The organism is Streptomyces triticisoli, from assembly GCF_003270085.1.
Taxonomy (GTDB): domain Bacteria; phylum Actinomycetota; class Actinomycetes; order Streptomycetales; family Streptomycetaceae; genus Streptomyces; species Streptomyces triticisoli.
The window spans coordinates 24,752-45,546 of the sequence record NZ_QFDQ01000167.1 but is presented as its reverse complement, the minus strand read 5'-3'; the positions used below and the strand labels follow the sequence as shown (position 1 = coordinate 45,546).

Below are 20,795 nucleotides of genomic sequence, written 5' to 3'. Positions count from 1 at the left end.
CAGGTTGACCAGGAGCAGTCCACGGCCGCCGCGCCGGTCGCGGACGGCGGGCCGGCGGCCGGCCAGCGGATCGTCCAGGCGGCCCCGGTCCCGTACCTCGCACAGCACGTGCCCGTCCCGCGCCCACACCCGCAGCTCGCCCGAACCTCCGCCGTGCACCACGCTGTTGGTGGTCAGCTCGGCCGCGACCAGGGCCAGGTCCTGCAGTCGGGTGCCCGCCAGCCCCAGCCGCGCGCCCTCGGCGGTGGCGACGTGCCGGGCCTGCGACAGGGTCCGCTCCGTGAAGGGGAACGACAGCGCGTCCGGCACGGCCGGCAGCGGCTCGTTGTAGCGGGCGACGACGTGCTCGGGGGCGTAGGCGGCGCTCTCCCGCTGCCCGGCGGCACCGGAGGGGATGACGACGGGGTGGGTGGCGTGGGCGTCGGCGAGGGTCCGCTCGTCGAGGCGGGCGGCGTCGTACGGACACAGGACGGTGACCTCGCGGCCCTGGAACGCCGAGTTGATCAGCGCCTCGTGCTGGACGCAGGCCGGGTACTCGGCCCGTGTCCGGCCGGCCCAGATCGGCTCGCCGACGATCCGCACCCGGCGGCCGGCCGGCTGGGCGTCGGCGAAGGCGCGCAGCACCCCCGGGATGATCCGGCCCGGGTTGCGCCCGGCCTCGCGCATGTCCAGCAGCCGTACGGCGCCGGCGTCCGCGCCCAGCGCGTCCTCGATCAGCCGCAGGTTGTCGCCGGGGACGGCCACCGCGACCGGCTCGCCGGACCGGAGCCCCTCGCGTACGAAGGGCACGGTGCCCGCGAGGTACTCCCGCTCGTCCCGGTAGAACAGGGCGGGATGGACGAAAGGCTCCGCGGTCGCCGTCATCACGTCGACACCTCCATCCCCGACAGGCCGGGCCGGAACAGCTCCGGGTCGTACACGTCCTCACCTTCGCGCACCGCCGGCGCCGGTGCCCGCTCCAGTGCCGCGCCGCCCGCCGGGGCCGGCCTCCGGACCGGGCTGTCCGCGCCGTCTCCTTGCCGTCCCGGGACACGCCGAGGACGCCGTCGAAGGCAGGTCGCACCTTATCGTCCCCGCCTCGGGACCCACGCCTCCGTATACCCGCCACGGCGCGGATCCCACGACCACGGCCTCCGGCCGACGGGGCGTACCCCGGCCTGCCTTCTCCCGCGCCCCACGGAGCCCCACGGAGCCTTACGGAACCCCACGGAGCCCCACGGACAGGACTCCCGCGTTCCCCCTCGCGTGTACTCCGCCCGGAAGCGGGCAGGTGCAGGGCAGCACCGCCGGGATTCCGCGGACCTCGTCTCGCCCGCGGCGTGCGTCGGCCGTGGACCGGCGGGGACAGGAAACGCGACGTCGCGAGGACGCGCGAGGACTGCCGGGGACGAACAAGGCGGGGACATGACCTCAGCGGCACCACAACCTCTCGCACGACGGTTGAACACTCCGGTCGACACGCTCACCATCGGCATACGCGTGGAAGCCGGCGGCCGGGCGGCCCTCACCGCACGCGGGGAGCTGGTCCACGGCTGCGCCCAGACCCTGGCCAAGGCACTGGCGGAGCTGCCGCCGGGCACCGGCCGGGTCGACCTGGACATGTCCGGGGTGACCTTCATGGACACCGCGGGCCTGAGTTTCCTGGACACCCTCGCCGACCACGGCCGACGTCATCCGGTCCGGGTGACCGCGACCAACTGGACGGGACAGCCGCGCCGCATCCTGGAACTGGCCGGCCTGGACACCACCGACCCCCTGCACCCGCCGGCCGGCGGGACGGGGCCGGGCCTGTCGGAGCCGCCGGTCGCCTCCGCGGTGGCCCTGGAGCGGGCGGAGCGGCTGCTGCAGCTGCAGGCGGAGGTCGAACAGCTCCGCCGGGCCATCGCCTCCCGCCCGGTGATCGACCAGGCCCGCGGCGTCCTGATGGCCGCCCACGCGTGCACACCGGAACAGGCGTGGGACATCCTCCGGGAGACCTCCCAGCGGTCCAACACCAAGCTGCGCACGGTGGCCGCCGCGGTCACCGAGGGTGCCCGGAGCGATGGTCCCCCTCCCCCGGAGGAGATACGTACGGCCCTGCGCACGGCGATCGCGTACAGCACCGGCGGATGAGAGGCACGGCGGTGACGGGGGGTGTTCCGGGGTACCCGGTACACGGACGAGTGACCAGCCCCGTCCGCAGGAGTCATCCCCATGAGAGAGCACACCCCTTCCCAGGCCGAGGGCGAACGCGACGACACCGACACGCAGCGCACCGCCGAGCACCCGGACACGCCGTACCCGACCCCCTCCCAGGCCGAGGGCGACCGCGACGACCTGCCCGAGACGGCCGACGCCGCCGACAGCGACGATCCCTGACGGACCGCATCGCACCCGATACGTACCGGTGGCCCCCGGACCGTCCTCCGGGGGCACAGCCTTGTTCACGACTTCTCGGCCTTCACCGGAGGGCCTTGCTCCAGCAACGGTCCGGCCGACGTGACTCAACTGCGTCCCACCCCTGCCACACCACCGCCCGGGCCCCGGCGTCGCTCAGTGTCCGGTCCTGTGCCATGGCGCGTCCGGCCGGGTGGCGTGTGCGTGGGCGGCGAGCCGCAGGGCGTACGTGGGCCGGTCGTCGTCGCCGGGAAGGGGGCCGAGGTAGTGGTGTCCGGTCATGTGGCACCAAGCGGGCAGGTCGAGCGGGGCGGCGGGATCGTCGGCGAGGACGTGGACGACGGTGCCCGGCGGGGCTCCGTCGACTGCTTGACGAAGGCGCAGCAGGAGGGTGACGCAGAGCAGGCCGGTGCCGTCGACGGAGAGGTCGGCTTCCGCCGGAGGGATGGGCCGGCTCATCGGCTGCCCGCGGTCGCGGCGATGGCTGGGAGGATCGCGAGGGCGAGGGCACCACCGGTGAGGGCGAGGACGGGGTAGCCGGCAGCGGCGACGACGATGCCGGAGGTCAGGCCGCCGGTGGCGCCGGCGATGGCGATGAAGACATCGACCGTTCCCTGGGTCCTGGCGCGGGTGGCGAGCGGCACGGCGTCGGTGATGATCGCCGTGCCGGAGACGAGGCCGAAGTTCCAGCCCAGCCCCAGCAGGGCCAAGGCGAGCGCGAGGAGCGCGACGGAGTCGCCGGGCGCGGTGGCGGCGAGGATCCCGGCGGCCAGGAGGGTGAGGCCGGAGCCGGAGGCGGTGAGCACGACCTCGTCGGCGCGGGCACCGATCAGGGCGGCGACCTGTGCGCGAGCCTCGGCCGGCGCCTGCCGTGGCTCGGCACTGAAGGGGTGGCTGCTGGAGGGGTGGCTGCTGGAGGGGTTGCCGAAGAAGTCCGTCAGGTGCGGCAGTATCGCCTCGGCCGCCCGCGGATCGACGGGAGTGGTGGTGTTGTGGTCGAGGTGGACCGGTCCGTCGGCCGGCCCTGGACGTACGGGCACGGGGCCGCCGGTCATACCGGGTCCCCGGCGTCGACGGGCAGTTCGGCCAGGCGCCACTCGAGCATGCCGTCGTTGAGGCGGATCGCGCGCCGTCCACGGGCGGTCAGCAGCCGTACCGCGTCGTGGGCGAGCACGCAGTACTCACCCCGGCAGTACACGACGATCTCCGCCTCCTCGGGCAACTCGTCGATCCGGTGGGCCAGTTCCTCGACCGGGATGGACACCGCCCCCGGGATGTGCCCGGCCCGGTACTCCTCCACCGGCCGTACGTCCAGCACCACCGCCTCCCCGGTCGCCACGCGGGCGCGCAGCTCCTCACGGGTGACCTCCGTCGCGTCGTCCTCACCGAGATAGGCGTCCCGCGCCGCGGGCACGGCGGCCTGGTGGTTCTCGGCGACCTTGCGCAGCAGCGCGAACAGCCGGGCGACGTCGTCGCCGGCGAGCCGGTAGTGGATGCGCACCCCCTCGCGGCGAGTCGCGACGAACCCGGCCTGCTTGAGCGTCTGCAGATGTGCCGAGGCGGTCGTCAGGTTCAGCCCGGCCGCCTTCGCCAGGGCGTCCACGGTCCGCTCGCCCTGGGCGAGCAGGTCGAGCAGTTCCAGGCGCTTTCCGCTGGCCAGCGCCTTGCCGCTGGCCGCGAACGCATCGTAGAGCCGCGACTTCGAGCCCGTGTGGGCGGTCTCCGCCATTCCACCCTCCATAAATCCATGGAATATCGTAGGCGACGGAGGGTGTGGCGACCACACCGCCCGCACCACCCCTTCACCACACCTCTCCGGATCCTGGAGGACCGCAGTGGGCCTCGCCGACGACCATCTGATTCCCCTGCTCGACGAAGGGCTGGGCAACAGCGCCCGCCTCGTCGGCCCGGGCGACGGCCGCACCCCGACCGTGGACGCGGGCCGCGGCCTGCGCGCCGCCTGCGCGACCGACACCCACCTGCACGCCGACCCCCTCTCCGGCGCCCTCCGGCTCGGCCACGGCCGCAGGGCCACCGTGCTCGCCTCCGTCCACGGCCGGCACCTCACCGAAGGCGGCGCCCGGTGAGCACGAAGGCCAAGGCCGCGGCAGGGCCCGTACAGCTCGGGCTGCGGGAGAACTGGCCGCAGTTCACCCTGCTCGTCATCGTCAACGTCTGCGTCGGCGGCCTGGTCGGCCTGGAACGCACCACCGTCCCGCTGATCGGCTCGCACGTGTTCGGCCTGACCAGCGACCTGGCCGTCTTCTCCTTCATCATCGCCTTCGGCCTCACCAAAGCCCTCACCAACCTGGCAGCCGGGGCGCTGACGGCACGCTTCCGCCGCAAGCAGCTCCTGGTGGCCGGCTGGCTCATCGGCATCCCCGTCCCCTTCGCCCTCGCCTGGGCACCGTCCTGGGACCTGATCGTCGCCGCCAACGTGCTGCTCGGCCTCAACCAGGGCCTGACCTGGTCGATGACCGTCAACATGAAGATCGACCTCGTCGGCCCCGCACGCCGGGGACTGGCCACCGGCCTCAACGAAGCGGCCGGCTACACCGCCGTCGGCGCCACCGCCCTGCTCACCGGCTACCTCGCCACCGCCTACGGCCTGCGCCCCGTCCCCGAACTCATCGGCGTCGTCTTCGTCGCCGCCGGGCTCGCCCTGGCCCTGGTCGTGCGCGACACCGCCGCCCACGTCGCCCTCGAACTCGCCCAGCACCCCAAGCCCCTGCCCACCGGCGAGAGCACCGGACTGACCGCTGCGTTCGCCAGGACCTCCTGGCGCGACCGCTCCCTGCGCGGCGCCAGCCAGGCCGGACTGGTCAACAACCTCAACGACGGCCTCACCTGGGGCGTCTTCCCCCTGCTCTTCACCGACCACGGCCTGGGGCTCGCAGCCGTCGGCCTGATCAAGGGTCTGTACCCCATCCTGTGGGGCATCGGACAGATCCCCACCGGCCACCTCGCCGACCGCATCGGCCGCAAACCCCTCGTCGTCACCGGCATGCTCGTCCAGGCCGCCGGCTTCGTCCTCGCGCTCGCCCTGCTCCACAGGCCCCTGCTCGCCGGCATCCTGTCCGCCGTCGCCCTCGGCATCGGCACCGCCATGGTCTACCCCGCCCTCATCGCCTCGGTCTCCGACCACGCACACCCCGCCTGGCGGGCCAACGCCCTGGGCACCTACCGGTTCTGGCGCGACATCGGCTACGCCGCCGGCGCCCTGGTGGCCGGCATCCTCGCCGACGCCTTCGGCCTGAACGCCACCGTCATCGCCGCAGCAGTCCTCACCGCCGCCTCGGGCCTGCTCGCCGCCCGCTGGATCACCGAGCACCACCCGGCCCGCTGACCACCACCCGGCCCCGGGCCCGCGCACCTCACAGCGGGACCGGGCACACCGGGCGGCAGCGAGTGCCGCGACAGGCAACGTTCACCCCGTCGCGACGCCCGGCACGCTCCCCAAGTTCTTCGAGCAGGGGCCCCACCGCGCTCGACCGCGGCCTGCGCACCGGACCCGACCCCGGCACCCTCGACTGACGCCCACCGAAGAGCCCCAGCGGGGCGATGGTCCACCGCCCCGCTGGGGCTGCTCCGGACGAAGGATTGTGTCCCGCCGCGTGACGCGTGTCCTCGGTTTGTCCCCACGATCGTGAAACACTGATCGTCATGGGCCACCAGGGCTCTCACACGCTCGTTCCGACCGGCAAAGTTGCTGGTCAGAACGATTCTGCAGTCATGGTCGACGGTGGGGCGGGTGGGACTCGAACCCACGGCCGACGGATTATGAGTCCGTTGCTCTAACCGGCTGAGCTACCGCCCCGTCGCGGCGTGTCGCGTACAAGTGTGCGCGCCGTCTGCCGCAGCATAGCCGCTCATACGATCTCCTGCTTCGGATGGTCGTCTTCCGCGGCCCTTCATGACCTTGAAGGACTGGGCATGAAAAAGGACCCCGGAGGGTCCTCGTTCACCGAGCTCCCCCGACTGGACTCGAACCAGTAACCTGCCGGTTAACAGCCGGCTGCTCTGCCAATTGAGCTACGGAGGACCGAGCTCCCCCGACTGGACTCGAACCAGTAACCTGCCGGTTAACAGCCGGCTGCTCTGCCAATTGAGCTACGGAGGAATGCCTCGTTGCATCGAACGCACCCATCTGGGTATCCGCCAGGGGGCGGGCGCTCGCTGCGACACATACATTAGCGCAAGCAGGGGGGTGCTTTGCCAATCAGTACCCCCGCGTGTGACCTCGAGGCAAGGGAAGGGTGACCACCATGCGTTACCGGCTCGCGTTCTTCGCAGGGCTCGCCGTGGGCTTCGTGCTGGGCACGAGGGCCGGGCGCGAGCGCTACGAGCAGATCAAGGAGTCCGCCCGTCAGGTCGCCCAGAACCCCGCGGTGCGCAACACCGCCGAGAGCGCGGCCCAGCAGGGCCGCCAGTTCGCGGGCAAGGCCTACCACACGGTCAGCGAGAAGGTCGGCGACCACGTCCCCGAGGCGGTGGCCCACCGTGTGCGCGCCCTGCGCGAGCACGGCCCCAACGGCACCCGCGACCGCGAGGACGACTGGGGCACGAGCAACACCTAGGAGCGCCTTTCGACGCCGGGTACCAGCAACGCCGCAAGGGGCGCGGGGCTGTGACACATGCGGCTCCTCCCCCAAGCTCTCGACCAAGCTCTCGACGAGCGGGGGGACCCGCACCGCAGCGCGACCGGCCACAACCGGCCCGCACCCGCGAAACCACACGCGCCCCCACGGCGCCCGGGCGCCCACGGCCCAAGCCGGCGCCGCGATACGGCAGAATTTCGGCCATGGGGATAGTCGCCGGGCTGGACAGTTCGCCCGATTTCACTCGTATCGTCGTCTGCGACGCGGACACGGGCTCCGTGCTCAGGCAGGGATATGCCCCGCACCCGGTGGAGAACACCCCGGGCGGCGGCCGCCCCTCCGACGTCGACCCGCAGGCCTGGCTGCTGTCCCTCGGGGAGGCCGCCGGCGGCGGGCTCCTGGAGGGTGTGCAGGCGATCGGCGTGTCCGCGCAGCAGAACGCGCTGATCCCGATCGACGCCCAGGGCGCCACCGTCCGCCCCGCGCTGGCCGGCGGCGACCGGCGGGCCCAGGTCGCCGCGGCCGATCTGATCGACGCGCTCGGCGGCCGTGAGGCCTGGGCGCAGGCGGTCGGCTGTGTGCCGCAGGCCTCGCTGCCGGTGACCAAGCTGCGCTGGCTCGCCAAGAGCGAGCCCGAGGCCGCCCGGCGCACCGCGCTCCTGCTGCAGGCGCACGACTGGCTGGTGTGGCAGCTGCTGGGCCGCCCGCCGCGCCGCACCACCGACCGCGGCGGCGCCTCCGGCACCGGCTACTGGTCCGCCGCCACCGGCGCCTACCGCCCCGACCTGGTGGAGCTGGCGCTCGGCCACCAGGTCGCGCTCCCCGACGTGATCGGCCCCGCGGAGGCGGCCGGTACGACCCCGGAGGGGCTGTTGATCTCGGCCGGGACCGGGGAGACCATGGCCGCCGCCTTCGGGCTCGGGCTGGGGCTGGGCGACGCCGTGGTGTCGCTGGGCGCCTCCGGTTCGGCGATGGCGGTCCACCCCGAGGCGCTCGTGGACCAGACGGGGATGATCACCTCGCTGGCCGACGCCACCGGCATGCACCTGCCGGTCGTGACCACGCTGAACGCCGTACGGGCGCTGCGCGGCACCACCGAACTGCTGGGCCTGCCCGACCTGGAGGCCCTGTCCGACCTGGCGATGAAGTCCACGCCGGGCTCCCACGGCCTCGTCCTGCTGCCCTACCTGGAGGGCGAGCGCACCCCCAGCCTGCCGCACACCGCCGGAACGCTCGCGGGCCTTCGGCGCGAGTCGATGAAGCCGGAGCACCTGGCGCGGGCCTCGTTCGAGGGCATGCTGTGCGGGCTCGCGGACGCGCTGGACGTGCTGCGCGGCCGGGGTGTGGAGGTGCGCCGTGTCTTCCTGCTCGGGCCGGCCGCCGAACTGCCCGCCGTACAGGCCGCCGCGCCCTCGCTGTTCGGGGCGCAGGTCGTCGTACCGCAGCCCGCGGACTACGCCGCGCTCGGCGCCGCCCGGCAGGCCGCCTGGGCGCTCGGTGTGTCGCAGGGCACCCTGGACCCGCGCACCCCGCCGGTCTGGCAGGGTGCGGCCGCCCAGGTCCTGGAGCCCGGCGAGGACCTGGCGGTGGGCCAGGCGGTGCGCCAGCAGTACGTGTCGGTGCGCGAGCAGATCCACCCGGGAGCGTTCCGGGCGTGACAGTCCCCCATGGAGGGCGCCGACAACCCCCACGTGGGGACATTTGAGGCATATCGTCAACGGCCGGGCGGGGCCCGGTCGTTGGCTCTCAGCCGGGTTAATCGGTTGAGGTAACGCGGGTGGAGTGTTCGACGATAGGGGCCAGGGGACACGACCGCCCCCACCGCCGACCCAAAGAGACCCAGCGTGCTCATAAGACTTCTGCGGACCTATCTCAGGCCGTACAAAAAACCCATAGCCCTTCTGGTGCTGCTGCAGTTCCTGCAGACCTGCGCCACCCTCTACCTGCCCACGCTGAACGCCCACATCATCGACAACGGTGTGGTGAAGGGGGACACCGGTTACATCCTGACGTTCGGTGCCGTGATGCTCGGCATCTCGCTGGCGCAGGTGGTGTGCAACATCGGTGCCGTCTACTTCGGCGCCCGGACCGCCGCCGCACTCGGCCGGGACGTACGGGCGGACGTCTTCGACCGCGTGCAGTCCTTCTCCGCGCGTGAGGTCGGCCACTTCGGCGCGCCCTCCCTCATCACGCGTACGACGAACGACGTGCAGCAGGTCCAGATGCTGGCCCTGATGACGTTCACCCTGATGGTGTCGGCGCCCATCATGTGTGTGGGCGGTGTCGTCCTGGCCCTCGGCCTGGACGTGCCGCTGTCGGCCGTCCTGGTCGCCGTCGTACCGGTGCTCGGCGTCTGCGTGACCCTGATCGTGCGTCGGCTGCGCCCGCTGTTCCGGTCCATGCAGACGCGCCTGGACACGGTGAACCGGGTACTGCGCGAGCAGATCACCGGCATCCGCGTGATCCGCGCCTTCGTCCGCGACGAGTACGAGAAGAGCCGGTTCCGCGGGGCCAACGAGGACCTGACGGAGGTGTCGCTGGCCACCGGACGCTGGCTGGCGCTGATGTTCCCCATCGTGATGACGGTGGTCAACCTGTCGTCCATCGCCGTGGTGTGGTTCGGCGCCCACCGCATCGACAGCGGCGGGATGCAGATCGGTGACCTGACCGCGTTCCTCGCCTATCTGATGCAGATCGTGATGTCCGTGATGATGGCCACCTTCATGTTCATGATGGTGCCGCGCGCGGAGGTGTGCGCCGAGCGCATCCACGAGGTCCTGGACACCTCCTCCAGCGTCGTGCCGCCGGCCGCGCCCGTGACCGAGCTGCGCCGCCACGGCCATCTGGAGGTCCGCGGTGCCGGCTTCCGCTACCCGGGGGCCGAGGAGCCCGTGCTGAAGGCCATCGACCTGGTGGCCCGCCCCGGCGAGGTGACCGCCGTCATCGGCTCCACCGGCAGCGGCAAGTCCACCCTGCTCGGGCTGGTGCCCCGCCTGTTCGACGCGACCGACGGCGAGGTGTTCGTCGACGGCGTGGACGTACGGACCGTGGACCCGAAGCTGCTGGCGAGGACGGTCGGCCTGGTGCCGCAGAAGCCGTACCTGTTCGCCGGCACGGTGGCCACCAACCTGCGCTACGGCAACCCGGACGCCACCGACGAGGAGCTGTGGCACGCGCTGGAGGTGGCGCAGGCCAAGGACTTCGTCAGCACACTGGAGGGCGGCCTGGACGCGCCGATCGCCCAGGGCGGCACGAATGTGTCGGGTGGTCAGCGGCAGCGGCTCGCCATCGCCCGTACGCTCGTGCAGCGCCCGGAGATCTACCTCTTCGACGACTCCTTCTCCGCCCTGGACTACGCCACCGACGCGGCCCTGAGAGCGGCACTGACCCGCGAGACCGCCGAGGCGACCGTCGTCATCGTCGCCCAGCGGGTGGCCACCATCCGGGACGCCGACCGGATCGTCGTCCTGGACGAGGGACGCGTCGTCGGCACCGGCCGCCACCACGAGCTGATGGCGGACAACGAGACCTACCGGGAGATCGTGCTCTCCCAGCTGACGGAAGCGGAGGCAGCCTGATGGCCGGGCCGATGGGGCGGATGATGGCCGGGGCCGGCCCCGACAACCGCTCGCTCGACTTCAAGGAGTCGGGCAAACGGCTCGTCGCCCGATTCAGGCCCGAACGGGTCACGGTCGGCGTCCTGGTGCTGTGCGTCCTCGTGAGCGTCGCGCTCAGCGTGATCGGGCCGAAGATCCTCGGCAGGGCCACCGACCTGGTCTTCGCGGGGATCGTCGGACGGCGGATGCCGGCCGGGGCGACCAAGGAGCAGGTCCTCGACTCCATGCGGGAGCGCGGCCAGGGCGCGGTCGCCGACATGCTCAGGAGCACCGACTTCACCCCGGGTCAGGGCATCGACTTCGGTGCCGTCGGCGAGGTCCTGCTGTTCGCGCTGGGTACGTTCCTGGTGGCCGGCCTGCTGATGGCGGTGGCGACGCGGCTGGTGAACCGGGTGGTGAACCGGACCATGTTCCGGATGCGCGAGGACGTGCAGACGAAGCTGTCGCGGCTGCCGCTGTCGTACTTCGACAAGCAGCAGCGCGGCGAGGTGCTCTCCCGCGCCACCAACGACATCGACAACATCGGGCAGACCCTGAACCAGTCGATGGGCCAGCTCATCAACTCGGTGCTGACCATCATCGGCGTGCTCGCCATGATGTTCTACGTCTCCTGGATCCTGGCCCTGGTCGCGCTGGTGACCGTGCCGCTGTCGTTCGTCGTCGCCATGCGTGTGGGCAAGCGGTCGCAGCCGCACTTCGTGCAGCAGTGGAGCTCCACCGGCAAGCTGAACGCGCACATCGAGGAGATGTACACCGGGCACACGCTGGTGAAGGTGTTCGGGCGGCAGGAGGAGTCGGCGCAGCAGTTCGCCGAGCAGAACGAGGCGCTGTACGAGGCGGGCTTCAAGGCGCAGTTCAACAGCGGCGTCATGCAGCCGCTGATGATGTTCGTGTCGAACATCAACTACGTGCTGGTCGCGGTCGTCGGCGGTCTGCGGGTGGCGTCGGGCGCGCTGTCCATCGGTGACGTGCAGGCCTTCATCCAGTACTCGCGGCAGTTCTCGATGCCGCTGACCCAGGTGGCGTCGATGGCGAACCTGGTGCAGTCGGGGGTCGCCTCCGCCGAGCGGATCTTCGAACTCCTGGACGCCGAGGAGCAGGAGGCGGACCCGGTGCCGGGCGTGCGGCCGGAGGAGTTGCGCGGGCGGGTGTCGCTGGAACACGTGTCGTTCCGCTACGACCCCGACAAGCCGCTCATCGAGGACCTGTCGCTCACGGTGGAGCCGGGCCACACGGTCGCGATCGTCGGCCCGACCGGCGCCGGAAAGACCACGCTGGTCAACCTGCTGATGCGGTTCTACGACGTCACCGGCGGGCGCATCACGCTGGACGGCGTGGACGTCGCGCGCATGTCGCGGGACGAACTGCGCTCCGGGATCGGCATGGTGCTGCAGGACACCTGGCTGTTCGGCGGCACCATCGCGGAGAACATCGCCTACGGCTCCTCCCGCGAGGTCACCCGCGGGGAGATCGAGGAGGCGGCGCGGGCCGCGCACGCCGACCGGTTCATCCGTACGCTGCCCGACGGCTACGACACCGTGATCGACGACGAGGGCTCCGGGGTCAGCGCCGGTGAGAAGCAGCTCATCACCATCGCGCGGGCGTTCCTGTCCGACCCGGTGATCCTGGTGCTGGACGAGGCGACGAGCTCGGTCGACACCCGTACCGAGGTGCTGATCCAGAAGGCGATGGCCAAACTCCAGCACGGGCGTACGTCGTTCGTCATCGCGCACCGGCTCTCCACGATCCGGGACGCGGACACGATCCTCGTGATGGAGAACGGGTCGATCGTCGAACAGGGCGCGCACGACGAGCTGTTGGTGGCCGACGGAGCGTATGCACGGCTGTACAGGGCGCAGTTCGCGCAGGCGGTGGCCGAGGTCGACTGAGCCGCGAGGGGGCCGCCTGTGCGGGCGGCCCCCTTTCAGTCCAGGTAGCCGCGGAGCTGGTCGGCGAAGGCGTGGTCGCGGAGCTTGTTGAGGGTCTTGGACTCGATCTGCCGTATCCGCTCCCGGGTGACGCCGAAGATGCGCCCTATCTCCTCCAGGGTGCGCGGGCGTCCGTCGACGAGTCCGTACCGGAGCTGGACGACCTTCCGCTCGCGCTCCCCCAGCGTGGACAGCACGGCCTCCAGGTGCTCGCGGAGCAGCAGGAACGCCGCCGACTCGACGGGTGAGGCGGCGTCGCCGTCCTCGATGAGGTCGCCGAGGGCCACGTCGTCCTCCTCGCCGACCGGGGCGTGCAGGGAGACCGGTTCCTGGGCCAGCCGCAGCACTTCCCTCACCCGCTCGGGCTCCAGGTCGAGGTGGGCGGCGACCTCGGCGGGGGTCGGCTCGTAGCCGCGCTCCTGCAGCATCCGCCGCTGCACCCGCACCACCCGGTTGATGAGTTCGACGACGTGCACGGGCACGCGTATGGTGCGGGCCTGGTCGGCCAGGGCGCGGGACATGGCCTGGCGGATCCACCAGGTGGCGTAGGTGGAGAACTTGTAGCCGCGGGCGTAGTCGAACTTCTCCACGGCCCGGATGAGCCCGAGGTTGCCCTCCTGCACCAGGTCGAGCATGGTCAGGCCGCGGCCGACGTACCTCTTCGCCACGGACACGACGAGCCGCAGGTTGGCCTCGATGAGGCGGCGCTTGGCCATCCGGCCCATGACGACGAGCCGGTCCAGGTCGAGGGCGAGCCGGCTGTCCAGGTCCGGGGTGCTGCTCAGCTTCTCCTCGGCGAACAGTCCGGCCTCCACACGCCGGGCGAGGTCGACCTCCTGGGCGGCGGTGAGCAGCGGGATGCGGCCGATCTCCCGCAGGTACTGGCGGAACAGGTCGGAGGAGGGTCCGCTGCCGGTCCCGGTGCGGGCGGGGGCCGGCTCGGGGGACTCGGGGGACTCAGGGGACTCGGGGGGCTTGAGCGAGGACACCTCCGGCTCCGCCTCGGGGTGGTGCGCGGCCCGGTCCTGCGGAGGTACGGCCGCGACGACATCGGCCTCCGGGTCCGGGTCCGGCCCCTCGACGCCGAGGCCGATGGGGATGTCGGTGTGGGTGAGGGTCTGGGTCTGCACGGGGGGCGACCTCCAGGATGATCGCTGCTGGGGTGGGCAGCAGCGGTACTCGGGGGCGGAGTCGGCGGCCTCGCCGCTGTCCGTCCCGTACGCGATGAGCGAAGCCGTGGGACCGCAGGACCCGTGGGGGACGGTTCGGCCGCGCTCCGAGGACTCAGGCACCGACCCCAGTGTGGGGTACGACACATCAAGGCCACGAGAGTCGTGCGGTGACTTTTTGCGTCCGGTCCGTGACGGGACGGTTACCCAGGTCGCGGGCGGGAGCCCGCGGCCACCTTTACGCGGCCGCCCTCACAGCGCCGCCGCGCCCCGCTCGCGCAGTGACTGGTCGTACTGCTGGAGGATCCACAACTCGTTCTGGTGGGCGGCCAGTTGTGCGGGGTCGCCGCCGGTGCTGAGGCGGGCCACCGTGCTCTGGAGGTCGCGGATACGGCGTTCGACCGCGCGGCGGCGGACCGTGACCAGCTGGGCGCCGGCGTAGGGCTCGTCGACCTCCCTGCGGAGCAGGATCGCCTCCACGGCCAGCTCCGTGACCATCGCGCGGACCGTGTCGTCGGGGGCGGCCTCGCGGACGCGGGCGAGGTACTCGTGGGGGTCGCCCACGCCGTACTCCGCGCCGCCCGCGTCCAGGATCGCCTGGCGTACGGCGGCGTACGGCGGGGCGGTGAACTCGTCCACGCCGTAGGCGTCGAAGGCCGGGGAGACCAGCTCCGGGCGTTGCAGGGCGAGTTTGAGCAGCTCCCGCTCGGTGGCGTAGACCGGGTTGCGGAGGTTGAGCGCCGGACCGCGGGGCGCGGGATGTGCGGGGGCGTACTGGTGCTGCGGCTGGGACTGGGGTCCCCGCTGCTGCCGGTCCGGCGCGGGGCCGCGCCCGCCGCGTCCGCCGCGCTCACCGCGTTCGCGGGCCCAGCGGGCCAGCTGCGCCACCCGCTTGACCACGAACTGGGTGTCGAGGATGCCGAGCATCCCGGCGAGCTGGACCGCGACCTCGTGCTGGGCGCCGCTGTTCTTGATCCGGGCCACGACCGGCGCCGCCTCGTCCAGGGCGGCGGCACGGCCGGCCGGGGTGTCGAGGGCGTAGCGGGCGACGATCTGGCGCAGCGCGAACTCGAAGAGCGGGGTGCGCGGTTCGACCAGGTCGGCGACCGCATCGTCGCCCTTGGCCAGGCGCAGGTCGCAGGGGTCCATGCCGTCCGGGGCGATCGCGATGTAGGTCTCGGCGGCGAACTTCTGGTCGTCCTCGAAGGCGCGCAGGGCCGCCTTCTGGCCGGCCGCGTCGCCGTCGAAGGTGAAGATCACGCGGGCCGAGCCGTTGTCCATCAGCAGCCGGCGCAGGATCTTGATGTGGTCGCCGCCGAAAGCGGTGCCGCAGGTGGCGATGGCGGTCGTGACGCCCGCCAGGTGGCAGGCCATGACGTCCGTGTAGCCCTCGACCACGACCGCGCGGGAGGTCTTCGCGATCTCCCTCTTCGCCAGGTCGATGCCGTACAGCACCTGGGACTTCTTGTAGATCGCCGTCTCGGGCGTGTTCAGGTACTTCGGCCCGTTGTCCGTCTCGTACAGCTTCCGCGCGCCGAAGCCGACCACCTCGCCGCCGATGTCACGGATCGGCCACATCAGCCGGCCGCGGAAGCGGTCGATGGGGCCGCGGCGGCCCTCCTGGGACAGGCCGGAGAGGAGCAGTTCCTTGTCGGTGAAGCCCTTGCCGCGCAGGAAGCGGGTGAGGTGGTCCCAGCCCTGGGGGCTGTAGCCGATGTCGAAGTGGACGGCGGCGGCCTGGTCGAAGCCGCGCTCGGCGAGGAAGACCCGGCCGGTCTCGGCCTCGGCGGAGGTCGCGAGCTGCTCGGCGTACCACTCGGCGGCCAGCTTGTGCGCCTCGACCAGGCGGATGCGCTCGCCGCGCTGGTGGGCGGGGTTGTACCCGCCCTCCTCGTAGCGCAGGGTGATGCCGGCCTGGGCGGCCAGCCGCTCGACCGCCTCCGAGAAGGAGAGGTGGTCGATCTTCCGCACGAACGAGATGGTGTCGCCGCCCTCCTGGCAGCCGAAGCAGTGGAAGAGTCCCTTGCTCGGGCTGACCTGGAAGGACGGCGACTTCTCGTCGTGGAACGGGCACAGGCCCTTCAGGTTGCCCCCGCCCGCGTTCCGCAGCTGGAGGTACTCGGACACGACGGCGTCGATCGGGACCGCGTCCCGTACCGCCTTCACGTCCTCGTCATTGATCCGTCCAGCCACGCCTGAAGTCTACGAAAGCCCGCCGACACTCCCGCTCGGCCACCTCGGCGACCTCTGTTGTCACCCTCGGCGGCCTCGGCCATCCCGGCTACGAGGCCAGGCCGGCCAGCGGAACGTGCGGGTCCGCCAGCGCCTCCGTGTCGACCTGTGCCCTCGTGCGGATCAGGTGCTGGATCGGGTCCGTGACGTCCCACACGTTGACGTTCATCCCGGCCAGGACGCGCCCCTCCTTCACCCAGAAGGCGATGAACTCCCGCTTTCCGGCGTCCCCGCGGATCACCACCTCGTCGTACGACCCCGGCGGCGCCCACCCGCTGTACTCCATCCCCAGGTCGTACTGGTCGGTGAAGAAGTAGGGCACGCGGTCGTGGACGACCTCCTGGCCGAGCATCGCGCGGGCCGCGACCGGGCCGCCGTTCAGCGCGTTGGCCCAGTGCTCCACCCGCAGCCGGGTGCCGAACAGCCCGTGCGGGAAGGAGGCCGCGTCACCGGCCGCGTAGATGTCCGGGTCGGACGTGCGCAGCCGTTCGTCCACCGCGATGCCGCCGCCGTGGGCCCGCTCGGCCAGCTCCAGGCCCGCCGACTCCGCGAGGGCGGTCCGCGGCGCGGCGCCGATCGCGGCGAGCACGCCGTGGCAGGGGTGCTCCTCGCCGTCGTCGGTGCGGGCGGCGAGCACCATGCCGTCCTGGCCGACGATCTCGGTGAGCCGGGCGCCGAAGTGGAAGCGGACGCCGTGCTCGCGGTGCAGCTCGGCGAAGATCTGGCCGAGCTCGGGGCCGAGCACGTGGTGCAGCGGAGTGGCGGACGGCTCGACGACGGTGACCTCGGCGCCGTACTCGCGGGCCGCTGCCGCGACCTCCAGACCGATCCAGCCGCCGCCCGCGATCACCAGGTGGCCGTTGTCCCGCCCGAGGTGGGTCAGGACGCTCCTCAGGCGCTCGGCGTGGGCGAGGCGGCGCAGGTGGTGGACGCCCGCCAGGTCGGTGCCGGGGATGTCCAGGCGGCGCGGCTCGGCGCCGGTGGCCAGCAGCAGCTTGTCGTAGCGCAGGTGGGTGCCGTCCTCGCCGTAGTGGACGGTCTTCGCGGCCCGGTCGATGGCGTCGACCGTCTGGCCGAGGTGCAGTTCGATGTCGTTCTGCGCGTACCAGGCGGGCTCGTGCACGAAGACGCTGTCGCGCTCCTGCTTGCCGAGCAGATAGCCCTTGGACAGCGGGGGCCGCTCGTAGGGGTGGTCGCGCTCGTCGCAGACGAGGATCACGCGGCCGCTGAAGCCCTCCGCGCGGAGGGTCTCGGCCGCCTTCGCGCCGGCCAGACCTCCTCCGACGATGACGAATGTCTGATCCGCGTCGACCACTTGTTGCCTCCTGCCGGGGGTCTGGGGGTGTCCCCCAGAGAACACTGTGAGTGCCGCCACATGCGAGCGTCCCGCACGGAGCGTGCTGCGGGAAGAGGGAGTGGCCCGATCAGGCCACGGAAAGTCACATGTGTCCCACTGATATCCCCCGTATCAGTAAAAGGACTGTCAATGTCGATGTCACCGTCATGCGCGCCCCGTCAGCCGGGCGTGCAGCGAACGGGCGGAGGCGTCGGTCAGGGAGGCGATCTGGTCGACGAGCACGCGCTTGCGTTCCCGGTCGTCGCCGGCCTGGTCGAACAGGGCGCGGAACTGCGGATCCAGACCCTCGGGGGCGCGCGCGGTCAGCGCCTCGGCGAGCTCGGCGACCACGATCCGCTGGTCGGCGCGGAGCCGCTCCTGCTCGGCGCGCTGCATGACGTACCGGTCGGCGACGGCCTTGAGGACCGCGCACTCCATTCGGGTGCTCCTGGGCACGACGAGCTCGGCGCCGTACCGCGTCAGGCGCCCGCTCCCGTACGCCTGTCTCGTGGCTCCTTCGGCGGCCAGGCAGAAGCGGCCGATGAGCTGGCTGGTGGCGTCCTTCAGGCGGGCCTGGGCGACCGCGGAGCCGTCGTAGCCGTGCGGCCACCACTCCTGGTCCAGGAGGCGGTCGAGGGCCTCGGCCAGTTCCTCGGGGTCGGTGTCGGCCGGGACGTAGCGGCCGACGGCGACCGCGAAGACCGCCTGCCGCTCGGGTTCGGCGTGCAGCACGTTCGGGTCGATGTGGCCGGCGTGCAGGCCGTCCTCCACGTCGTGCACCGAGTACGCCACGTCGTCCGCCCAGTCCATGACCTGGGCCTCGAAGCACGTGCGCGTGCCGGGCGCGTCCTTGCGCACCCAGTCGAAGACCGGCCGGTCGTCCTCGTAGACCCCGAACTTGGGCGAGGCGGGGTCGGTGGGGTGGTCGCCGCGCGGCCAGGGGTACTTGGTGGCGGCGTCGAGGGAGGCGCGGGTGAGGTTGAGACCGACGCTGACCAGTTCGTCCGTCCGGGGGTCGGGGACGAAGCGCTTGGGTTCGATGCGGGTGAGCAGGCGCAGCGACTGGGCGTTGCCCTCGAAGCCGCCGCAGTCCTCGGCGAACTCGTTCAGCGCCTGCTCGCCGTTGTGCCCGAAGGGCGGGTGGCCCAGGTCGTGGGCGAGGCAGGCGGCTTCGACGAGGTCCGGGTCGCAGCCGAGGGCGGCGCCCAGCTCACGGCCCACCTGGGCGCACTCCAGCGAGTGGGTGAGCCGGGTGCGGGGGCTGGCGTCCCAGACCTGATTTCGTGTACCTGGTGTGACCACCTGGGTCTTGCCGGCCAGGCGTCTGAGCGCCGCGGAGTGCAGCACGCGCGCGCGGTCGCGCTGGAAGGCGGTACGCCCCGGCCGCTTGTCCGGCTCGGGGGCCCACCTCTCGACGGCCGACGCCTCGTAGCCGGCCGTCGGCACGTGGTTCTCGTACGTCCCGGCCGTCTCGGATGCGATCCCTTCCATGACTCGACAGTAAGGGCAGCCACTGACATTCGGGATCTCCCGGTCCGTTTCCGGCCGGAGTCGGCGAACCAAACCGCCGTGCACCGCGTCCTTGATCGTGTCGAGACCGAGCGAGGCCCGCAGGGGCCGCCTGGGGAGGGGACCGTCCGATGCGCCGACCGTCGCGGATACGACCGCGCCTGCCACGTACCCGTGCCGGGCGGCGGCGGCTGGTGCAGGCGGTGATGGCCGGGTGCGTGCTGGCGCTGCTTCCGGCGACGTGGATGTACGTCGTGGCCGGTGACCGGCTGCGGACCACGGCGGACGCGCCGCGCACCGAGGTGGCCGTCGTCTTCGGCGCGGGCCTGTGGGGCGGCGAGCCGTCACCGTACCTGGCGCACCGGCTGGACGCGGCGGCGGAGCTGTACCGCGAGGGCAGGGTCAAGGCGCTCCTGGTCACCGGCGACAACAGCCGCGAGGACTACGACGAGCCGGACGCCATGCGCGCGTACCTGACCGAGCGCGGTGTGCCGGGCATCCGCATCGTGAGCGACTACGCCGGCTTCGACACCTGGGACTCCTGTGTCCGGGCGAAGAAGATCTTCGGCGTGGACCGGGCGGTCCTGGTCACCCAGGGCTTCCACGTCCGGCGCGCGGTCGCCCTGTGCGAGGCGGCGGGCATCGACTCCCACGGCGTCGGCGTGGACGCCGAGCACGACGTCACCTGGTACTACGGCGGCACCCGCGAGGTGTTCGCGGCCGGCAAGGCGGTCCTGGACGCCGTGTTCCAGCCGGACCCGACGTTCCTGGGCCGCAAGGAGCACGGCGTGGCCCGCGCCCTGGCCGACGCCGGCTGACGCGCACCTCACGATGGGCAGCACCGGCGGGGAGGTCACTGTTCTGGCTGTACGGTGCCGGGCACCGCACTCCGGGCCGCGGATTTGCGGCCCGGAGTGCGGCCGGTGACGCCAGGGGCGTACGCACAGACCGGAATCCGGCGTACCGTCCCAGGCGGCGTGCGGCCGCGCTCAGACGTCGCGGTCGAGTGGGACCAGGAACTCGCCCCTCTCGATCTTCGTCACTCCGTCGACGTACAGGGTCGGCTGGAGGACCACGAGGTCCATGTGCAAGTTGCTGTCGACGGTGCCGCCCACGTCGGAGTTGGTGCCGAGGCCGAAGTGGACGGCTCCGTAGATGTTCTTGTCCTCACGCTGGCTGCCCACGATCTGGGCCTTCTTGTTGAGCCCGATGGAGGCCTCGGTCGGGAACTCGTACGCCGAGTCGTCGCCGTAGTCGCGCAGGTGGTCACGGAGCCGCTTGGCGTCCCGGTGGCCCTTGATGTCGACGATGCGACCCTTCTCGATCTCCAGCAGGATCGGTTCGTCGAGCTTGCCGAGGTGGTGGGAGGTGAGGTCCGCGGCGTAGACGCCGTTCGCCGTGCCCTCGAGCGGCGGGACGTTGAATTCGCCGCCCGGGAAGAGGCAGGTGTACATCGGGCTGCCTTCGCGGCCCTCCTCCGTCCGCTTGTAGGCCTTGAACGGGTCCCAGTCGTCGCCCCGCAGCGGCGGCACGAAGATGCGGCCCTCGACGCTGTAGGTGAGGTCGGTCCCCAGGTCCGAGGTCACCCGCGCCGTCTTGGCGTTCTCGCCGAAGACGTTCTTGGCCGTGTAGTGCTTCATCCGCGCGATCTCGAGGTAGTCAGCGGTCGCGGCACCGTACTGGAACATCTCCAAGGTGACCTGGCCGTCCAGGCAGATGCTGGGGATGTCCGCGGCCATCGACGCCATGGAAGCGGGTGAATGCAGCATGGAGGTGGAAGCCACCAGCACGTTGACATCGGCGTCGAGCATGGCCGCGGCGACGACCGCGGGCGGATCGTAGTAGTCCGCGGGCCGGGGGTCGAACATGGCGAGCGTCGGTTCGGCGCCGAGGTCCGCGACGATGCTCATGATGGCCTGCCAGACCCGAGCGTCCTGACGGGTATCGGTGACAATGAGGACCTTGTCCCCCTCCTTGACGTTCGAGACGAACGGCCGGCGGAGGTACTTCAGGGGCCCTGTGATCATGAT

Annotated in this window: 17 protein-coding genes, 3 tRNA genes and 1 pseudogene; 9 read left to right on the top strand and 12 right to left on the bottom strand. The window is 71.8% G+C overall.

Features of this window, described 5'->3' with window-relative positions:
• Positions 1 to 864 (bottom strand): sensor histidine kinase (locus DEP02_RS22650; protein ID WP_112469532.1); only part of this gene is annotated, 864 nt, incomplete at its 3' end.
• A gap of 540 nt (positions 865 to 1,404) precedes the next feature.
• On the opposite strand from DEP02_RS22650, the gene DEP02_RS22645 reads away from it, so the two are divergent.
• Both DEP02_RS22645 and DEP02_RS34120 read left to right on the top strand, forming a co-directional pair.
• Positions 1,405 to 2,112, top strand: coding sequence for an ANTAR domain-containing response regulator (locus tag DEP02_RS22645; protein ID WP_112469531.1), 708 nt, complete (start codon positions 1,405 to 1,407; stop codon positions 2,110 to 2,112).
• Between the two features lie 81 nt (positions 2,113 to 2,193).
• Positions 2,194 to 2,358 (top strand): hypothetical protein, encoded by a 165-nt coding sequence (locus DEP02_RS34120; RefSeq protein WP_198668540.1) that lies wholly within the window; start codon positions 2,194 to 2,196, stop codon positions 2,356 to 2,358.
• Between the two features lie 174 nt (positions 2,359 to 2,532).
• Here DEP02_RS34120 and DEP02_RS22640 read toward each other — a convergent pair whose 3' ends face one another.
• Genes DEP02_RS22640 through DEP02_RS22630 form a run of 3 tightly spaced genes read right to left on the bottom strand, consistent with a single transcriptional unit; the run spans position 2,533 to position 4,105 of the window.
• On the bottom strand, positions 2,533 to 2,835 hold the full coding sequence (locus tag DEP02_RS22640; protein ID WP_112469530.1) for a sulfurtransferase TusA family protein: 303 nt from the start codon (positions 2,833 to 2,835) through the stop codon (positions 2,533 to 2,535).
• Positions 2,832 to 3,431: an aminotransferase class V-fold PLP-dependent enzyme gene (locus DEP02_RS22635; RefSeq protein WP_112469529.1), complete on the bottom strand. Its 600-nt coding sequence runs from the start codon at positions 3,429 to 3,431 to the stop codon at positions 2,832 to 2,834. The genes DEP02_RS22640 and DEP02_RS22635 overlap by 4 nt, the downstream gene beginning before the upstream one ends.
• Positions 3,428 to 4,105 (bottom strand): ArsR/SmtB family transcription factor, encoded by a 678-nt coding sequence (locus DEP02_RS22630; protein ID WP_112469528.1) that lies wholly within the window; start codon positions 4,103 to 4,105, stop codon positions 3,428 to 3,430. The genes DEP02_RS22635 and DEP02_RS22630 overlap by 4 nt, the downstream gene beginning before the upstream one ends.
• A 106-nt stretch (positions 4,106 to 4,211) precedes the next feature.
• Here DEP02_RS22630 and DEP02_RS22625 point away from each other — a divergent pair, with 106 nt between their 5' ends.
• Positions 4,212 to 4,463 carry a hypothetical protein gene (locus DEP02_RS22625; RefSeq protein ID WP_198668539.1) on the top strand — a complete coding sequence of 84 codons (252 nt, stop codon included), beginning with the start codon at positions 4,212 to 4,214 and terminating at the stop codon, positions 4,461 to 4,463.
• Positions 4,460 to 5,722, top strand: coding sequence for an MFS transporter (locus DEP02_RS22620; RefSeq protein WP_112469527.1), 1,263 nt, complete (start codon positions 4,460 to 4,462; stop codon positions 5,720 to 5,722). Before DEP02_RS22625 ends, DEP02_RS22620 begins: the two co-directional genes overlap by 4 nt.
• Before the next feature lie 397 nt (positions 5,723 to 6,119).
• Here DEP02_RS22620 and DEP02_RS22615 read toward each other — a convergent pair.
• The 3 genes from DEP02_RS22615 to DEP02_RS22605 all read right to left on the bottom strand — a co-directional run bounded on the left by DEP02_RS22615 (position 6,120) and on the right by DEP02_RS22605 (position 6,496).
• Positions 6,120 to 6,193 (bottom strand) — tRNA-Ile (locus DEP02_RS22615).
• A gap of 152 nt (positions 6,194 to 6,345) precedes the next feature.
• Positions 6,346 to 6,418: transfer RNA gene (locus DEP02_RS22610), tRNA-Asn, on the bottom strand.
• 5 nt (positions 6,419 to 6,423) lie between these two features.
• Positions 6,424 to 6,496: transfer RNA gene (locus DEP02_RS22605), tRNA-Asn, on the bottom strand.
• A 145-nt stretch (positions 6,497 to 6,641) separates the two neighbouring features.
• Between DEP02_RS22605 and DEP02_RS22600 the strand changes: the two genes are divergently transcribed.
• The 4 genes from DEP02_RS22600 (at position 6,642) to DEP02_RS22585 (ending at position 12,480) form a co-directional block, all read left to right on the top strand.
• On the top strand, positions 6,642 to 6,953 hold the full coding sequence (locus DEP02_RS22600) for a YtxH domain-containing protein (protein WP_112469526.1): 312 nt from the start codon (positions 6,642 to 6,644) through the stop codon (positions 6,951 to 6,953).
• A 224-nt stretch (positions 6,954 to 7,177) separates the two neighbouring features.
• Entirely contained in the window at positions 7,178 to 8,632 is a 1,455-nt protein-coding gene (locus DEP02_RS22595; protein WP_112469525.1) for an FGGY family carbohydrate kinase, read from the top strand.
• 186 nt (positions 8,633 to 8,818) lie between these two features.
• Positions 8,819 to 10,552 (top strand): ABC transporter ATP-binding protein, encoded by a 1,734-nt coding sequence (locus DEP02_RS22590; RefSeq protein WP_112469524.1) that lies wholly within the window; start codon positions 8,819 to 8,821, stop codon positions 10,550 to 10,552.
• A complete protein-coding gene (locus tag DEP02_RS22585) occupies positions 10,552 to 12,480 on the top strand; it encodes an ABC transporter ATP-binding protein (protein WP_112469523.1) in 1,929 nt (642 codons plus the stop codon). The genes DEP02_RS22590 and DEP02_RS22585 overlap by 1 nt, the downstream gene beginning before the upstream one ends.
• A gap of 35 nt (positions 12,481 to 12,515) precedes the next feature.
• Here the strand turns inward: DEP02_RS22585 and DEP02_RS22580 are convergent.
• The 4 genes and pseudogenes from DEP02_RS22580 to DEP02_RS22565 all read right to left on the bottom strand — a co-directional run bounded on the left by DEP02_RS22580 (position 12,516) and on the right by DEP02_RS22565 (position 18,747).
• Positions 12,516 to 13,811: pseudogene (locus DEP02_RS22580) on the bottom strand (RNA polymerase sigma factor).
• 129 nt (positions 13,812 to 13,940) lie between these two features.
• A complete protein-coding gene (dnaG, locus tag DEP02_RS22575) occupies positions 13,941 to 15,881 on the bottom strand; it encodes a DNA primase (RefSeq protein WP_112469522.1) in 1,941 nt (646 codons plus the stop codon).
• An 88-nt stretch (positions 15,882 to 15,969) separates the two neighbouring features.
• Positions 15,970 to 17,235, bottom strand: coding sequence for an NAD(P)/FAD-dependent oxidoreductase (locus DEP02_RS22570; RefSeq protein WP_112469521.1), 1,266 nt, complete (start codon positions 17,233 to 17,235; stop codon positions 15,970 to 15,972).
• A gap of 186 nt (positions 17,236 to 17,421) precedes the next feature.
• The gene (locus DEP02_RS22565; protein WP_112469520.1) at positions 17,422 to 18,747 is read right to left on the bottom strand and encodes a deoxyguanosinetriphosphate triphosphohydrolase; all 1,326 of its coding nucleotides are present in this window, start codon (positions 18,745 to 18,747) and stop codon (positions 17,422 to 17,424) included.
• Between the two features lie 149 nt (positions 18,748 to 18,896).
• Between DEP02_RS22565 and DEP02_RS22560 the strand changes: the two genes are divergently transcribed.
• On the top strand, positions 18,897 to 19,583 hold the full coding sequence (locus DEP02_RS22560; protein ID WP_112469519.1) for a SanA/YdcF family protein: 687 nt from the start codon (positions 18,897 to 18,899) through the stop codon (positions 19,581 to 19,583).
• A 171-nt stretch (positions 19,584 to 19,754) separates the two neighbouring features.
• Here the strand turns inward: DEP02_RS22560 and DEP02_RS22555 are convergent, their stop codons facing one another.
• Positions 19,755 to 20,792: an aminopeptidase gene (locus DEP02_RS22555; RefSeq protein ID WP_112469518.1), complete on the bottom strand. Its 1,038-nt coding sequence runs from the start codon at positions 20,790 to 20,792 to the stop codon at positions 19,755 to 19,757.
• Positions 20,793 to 20,795: the final 3 nt, after the last annotated feature.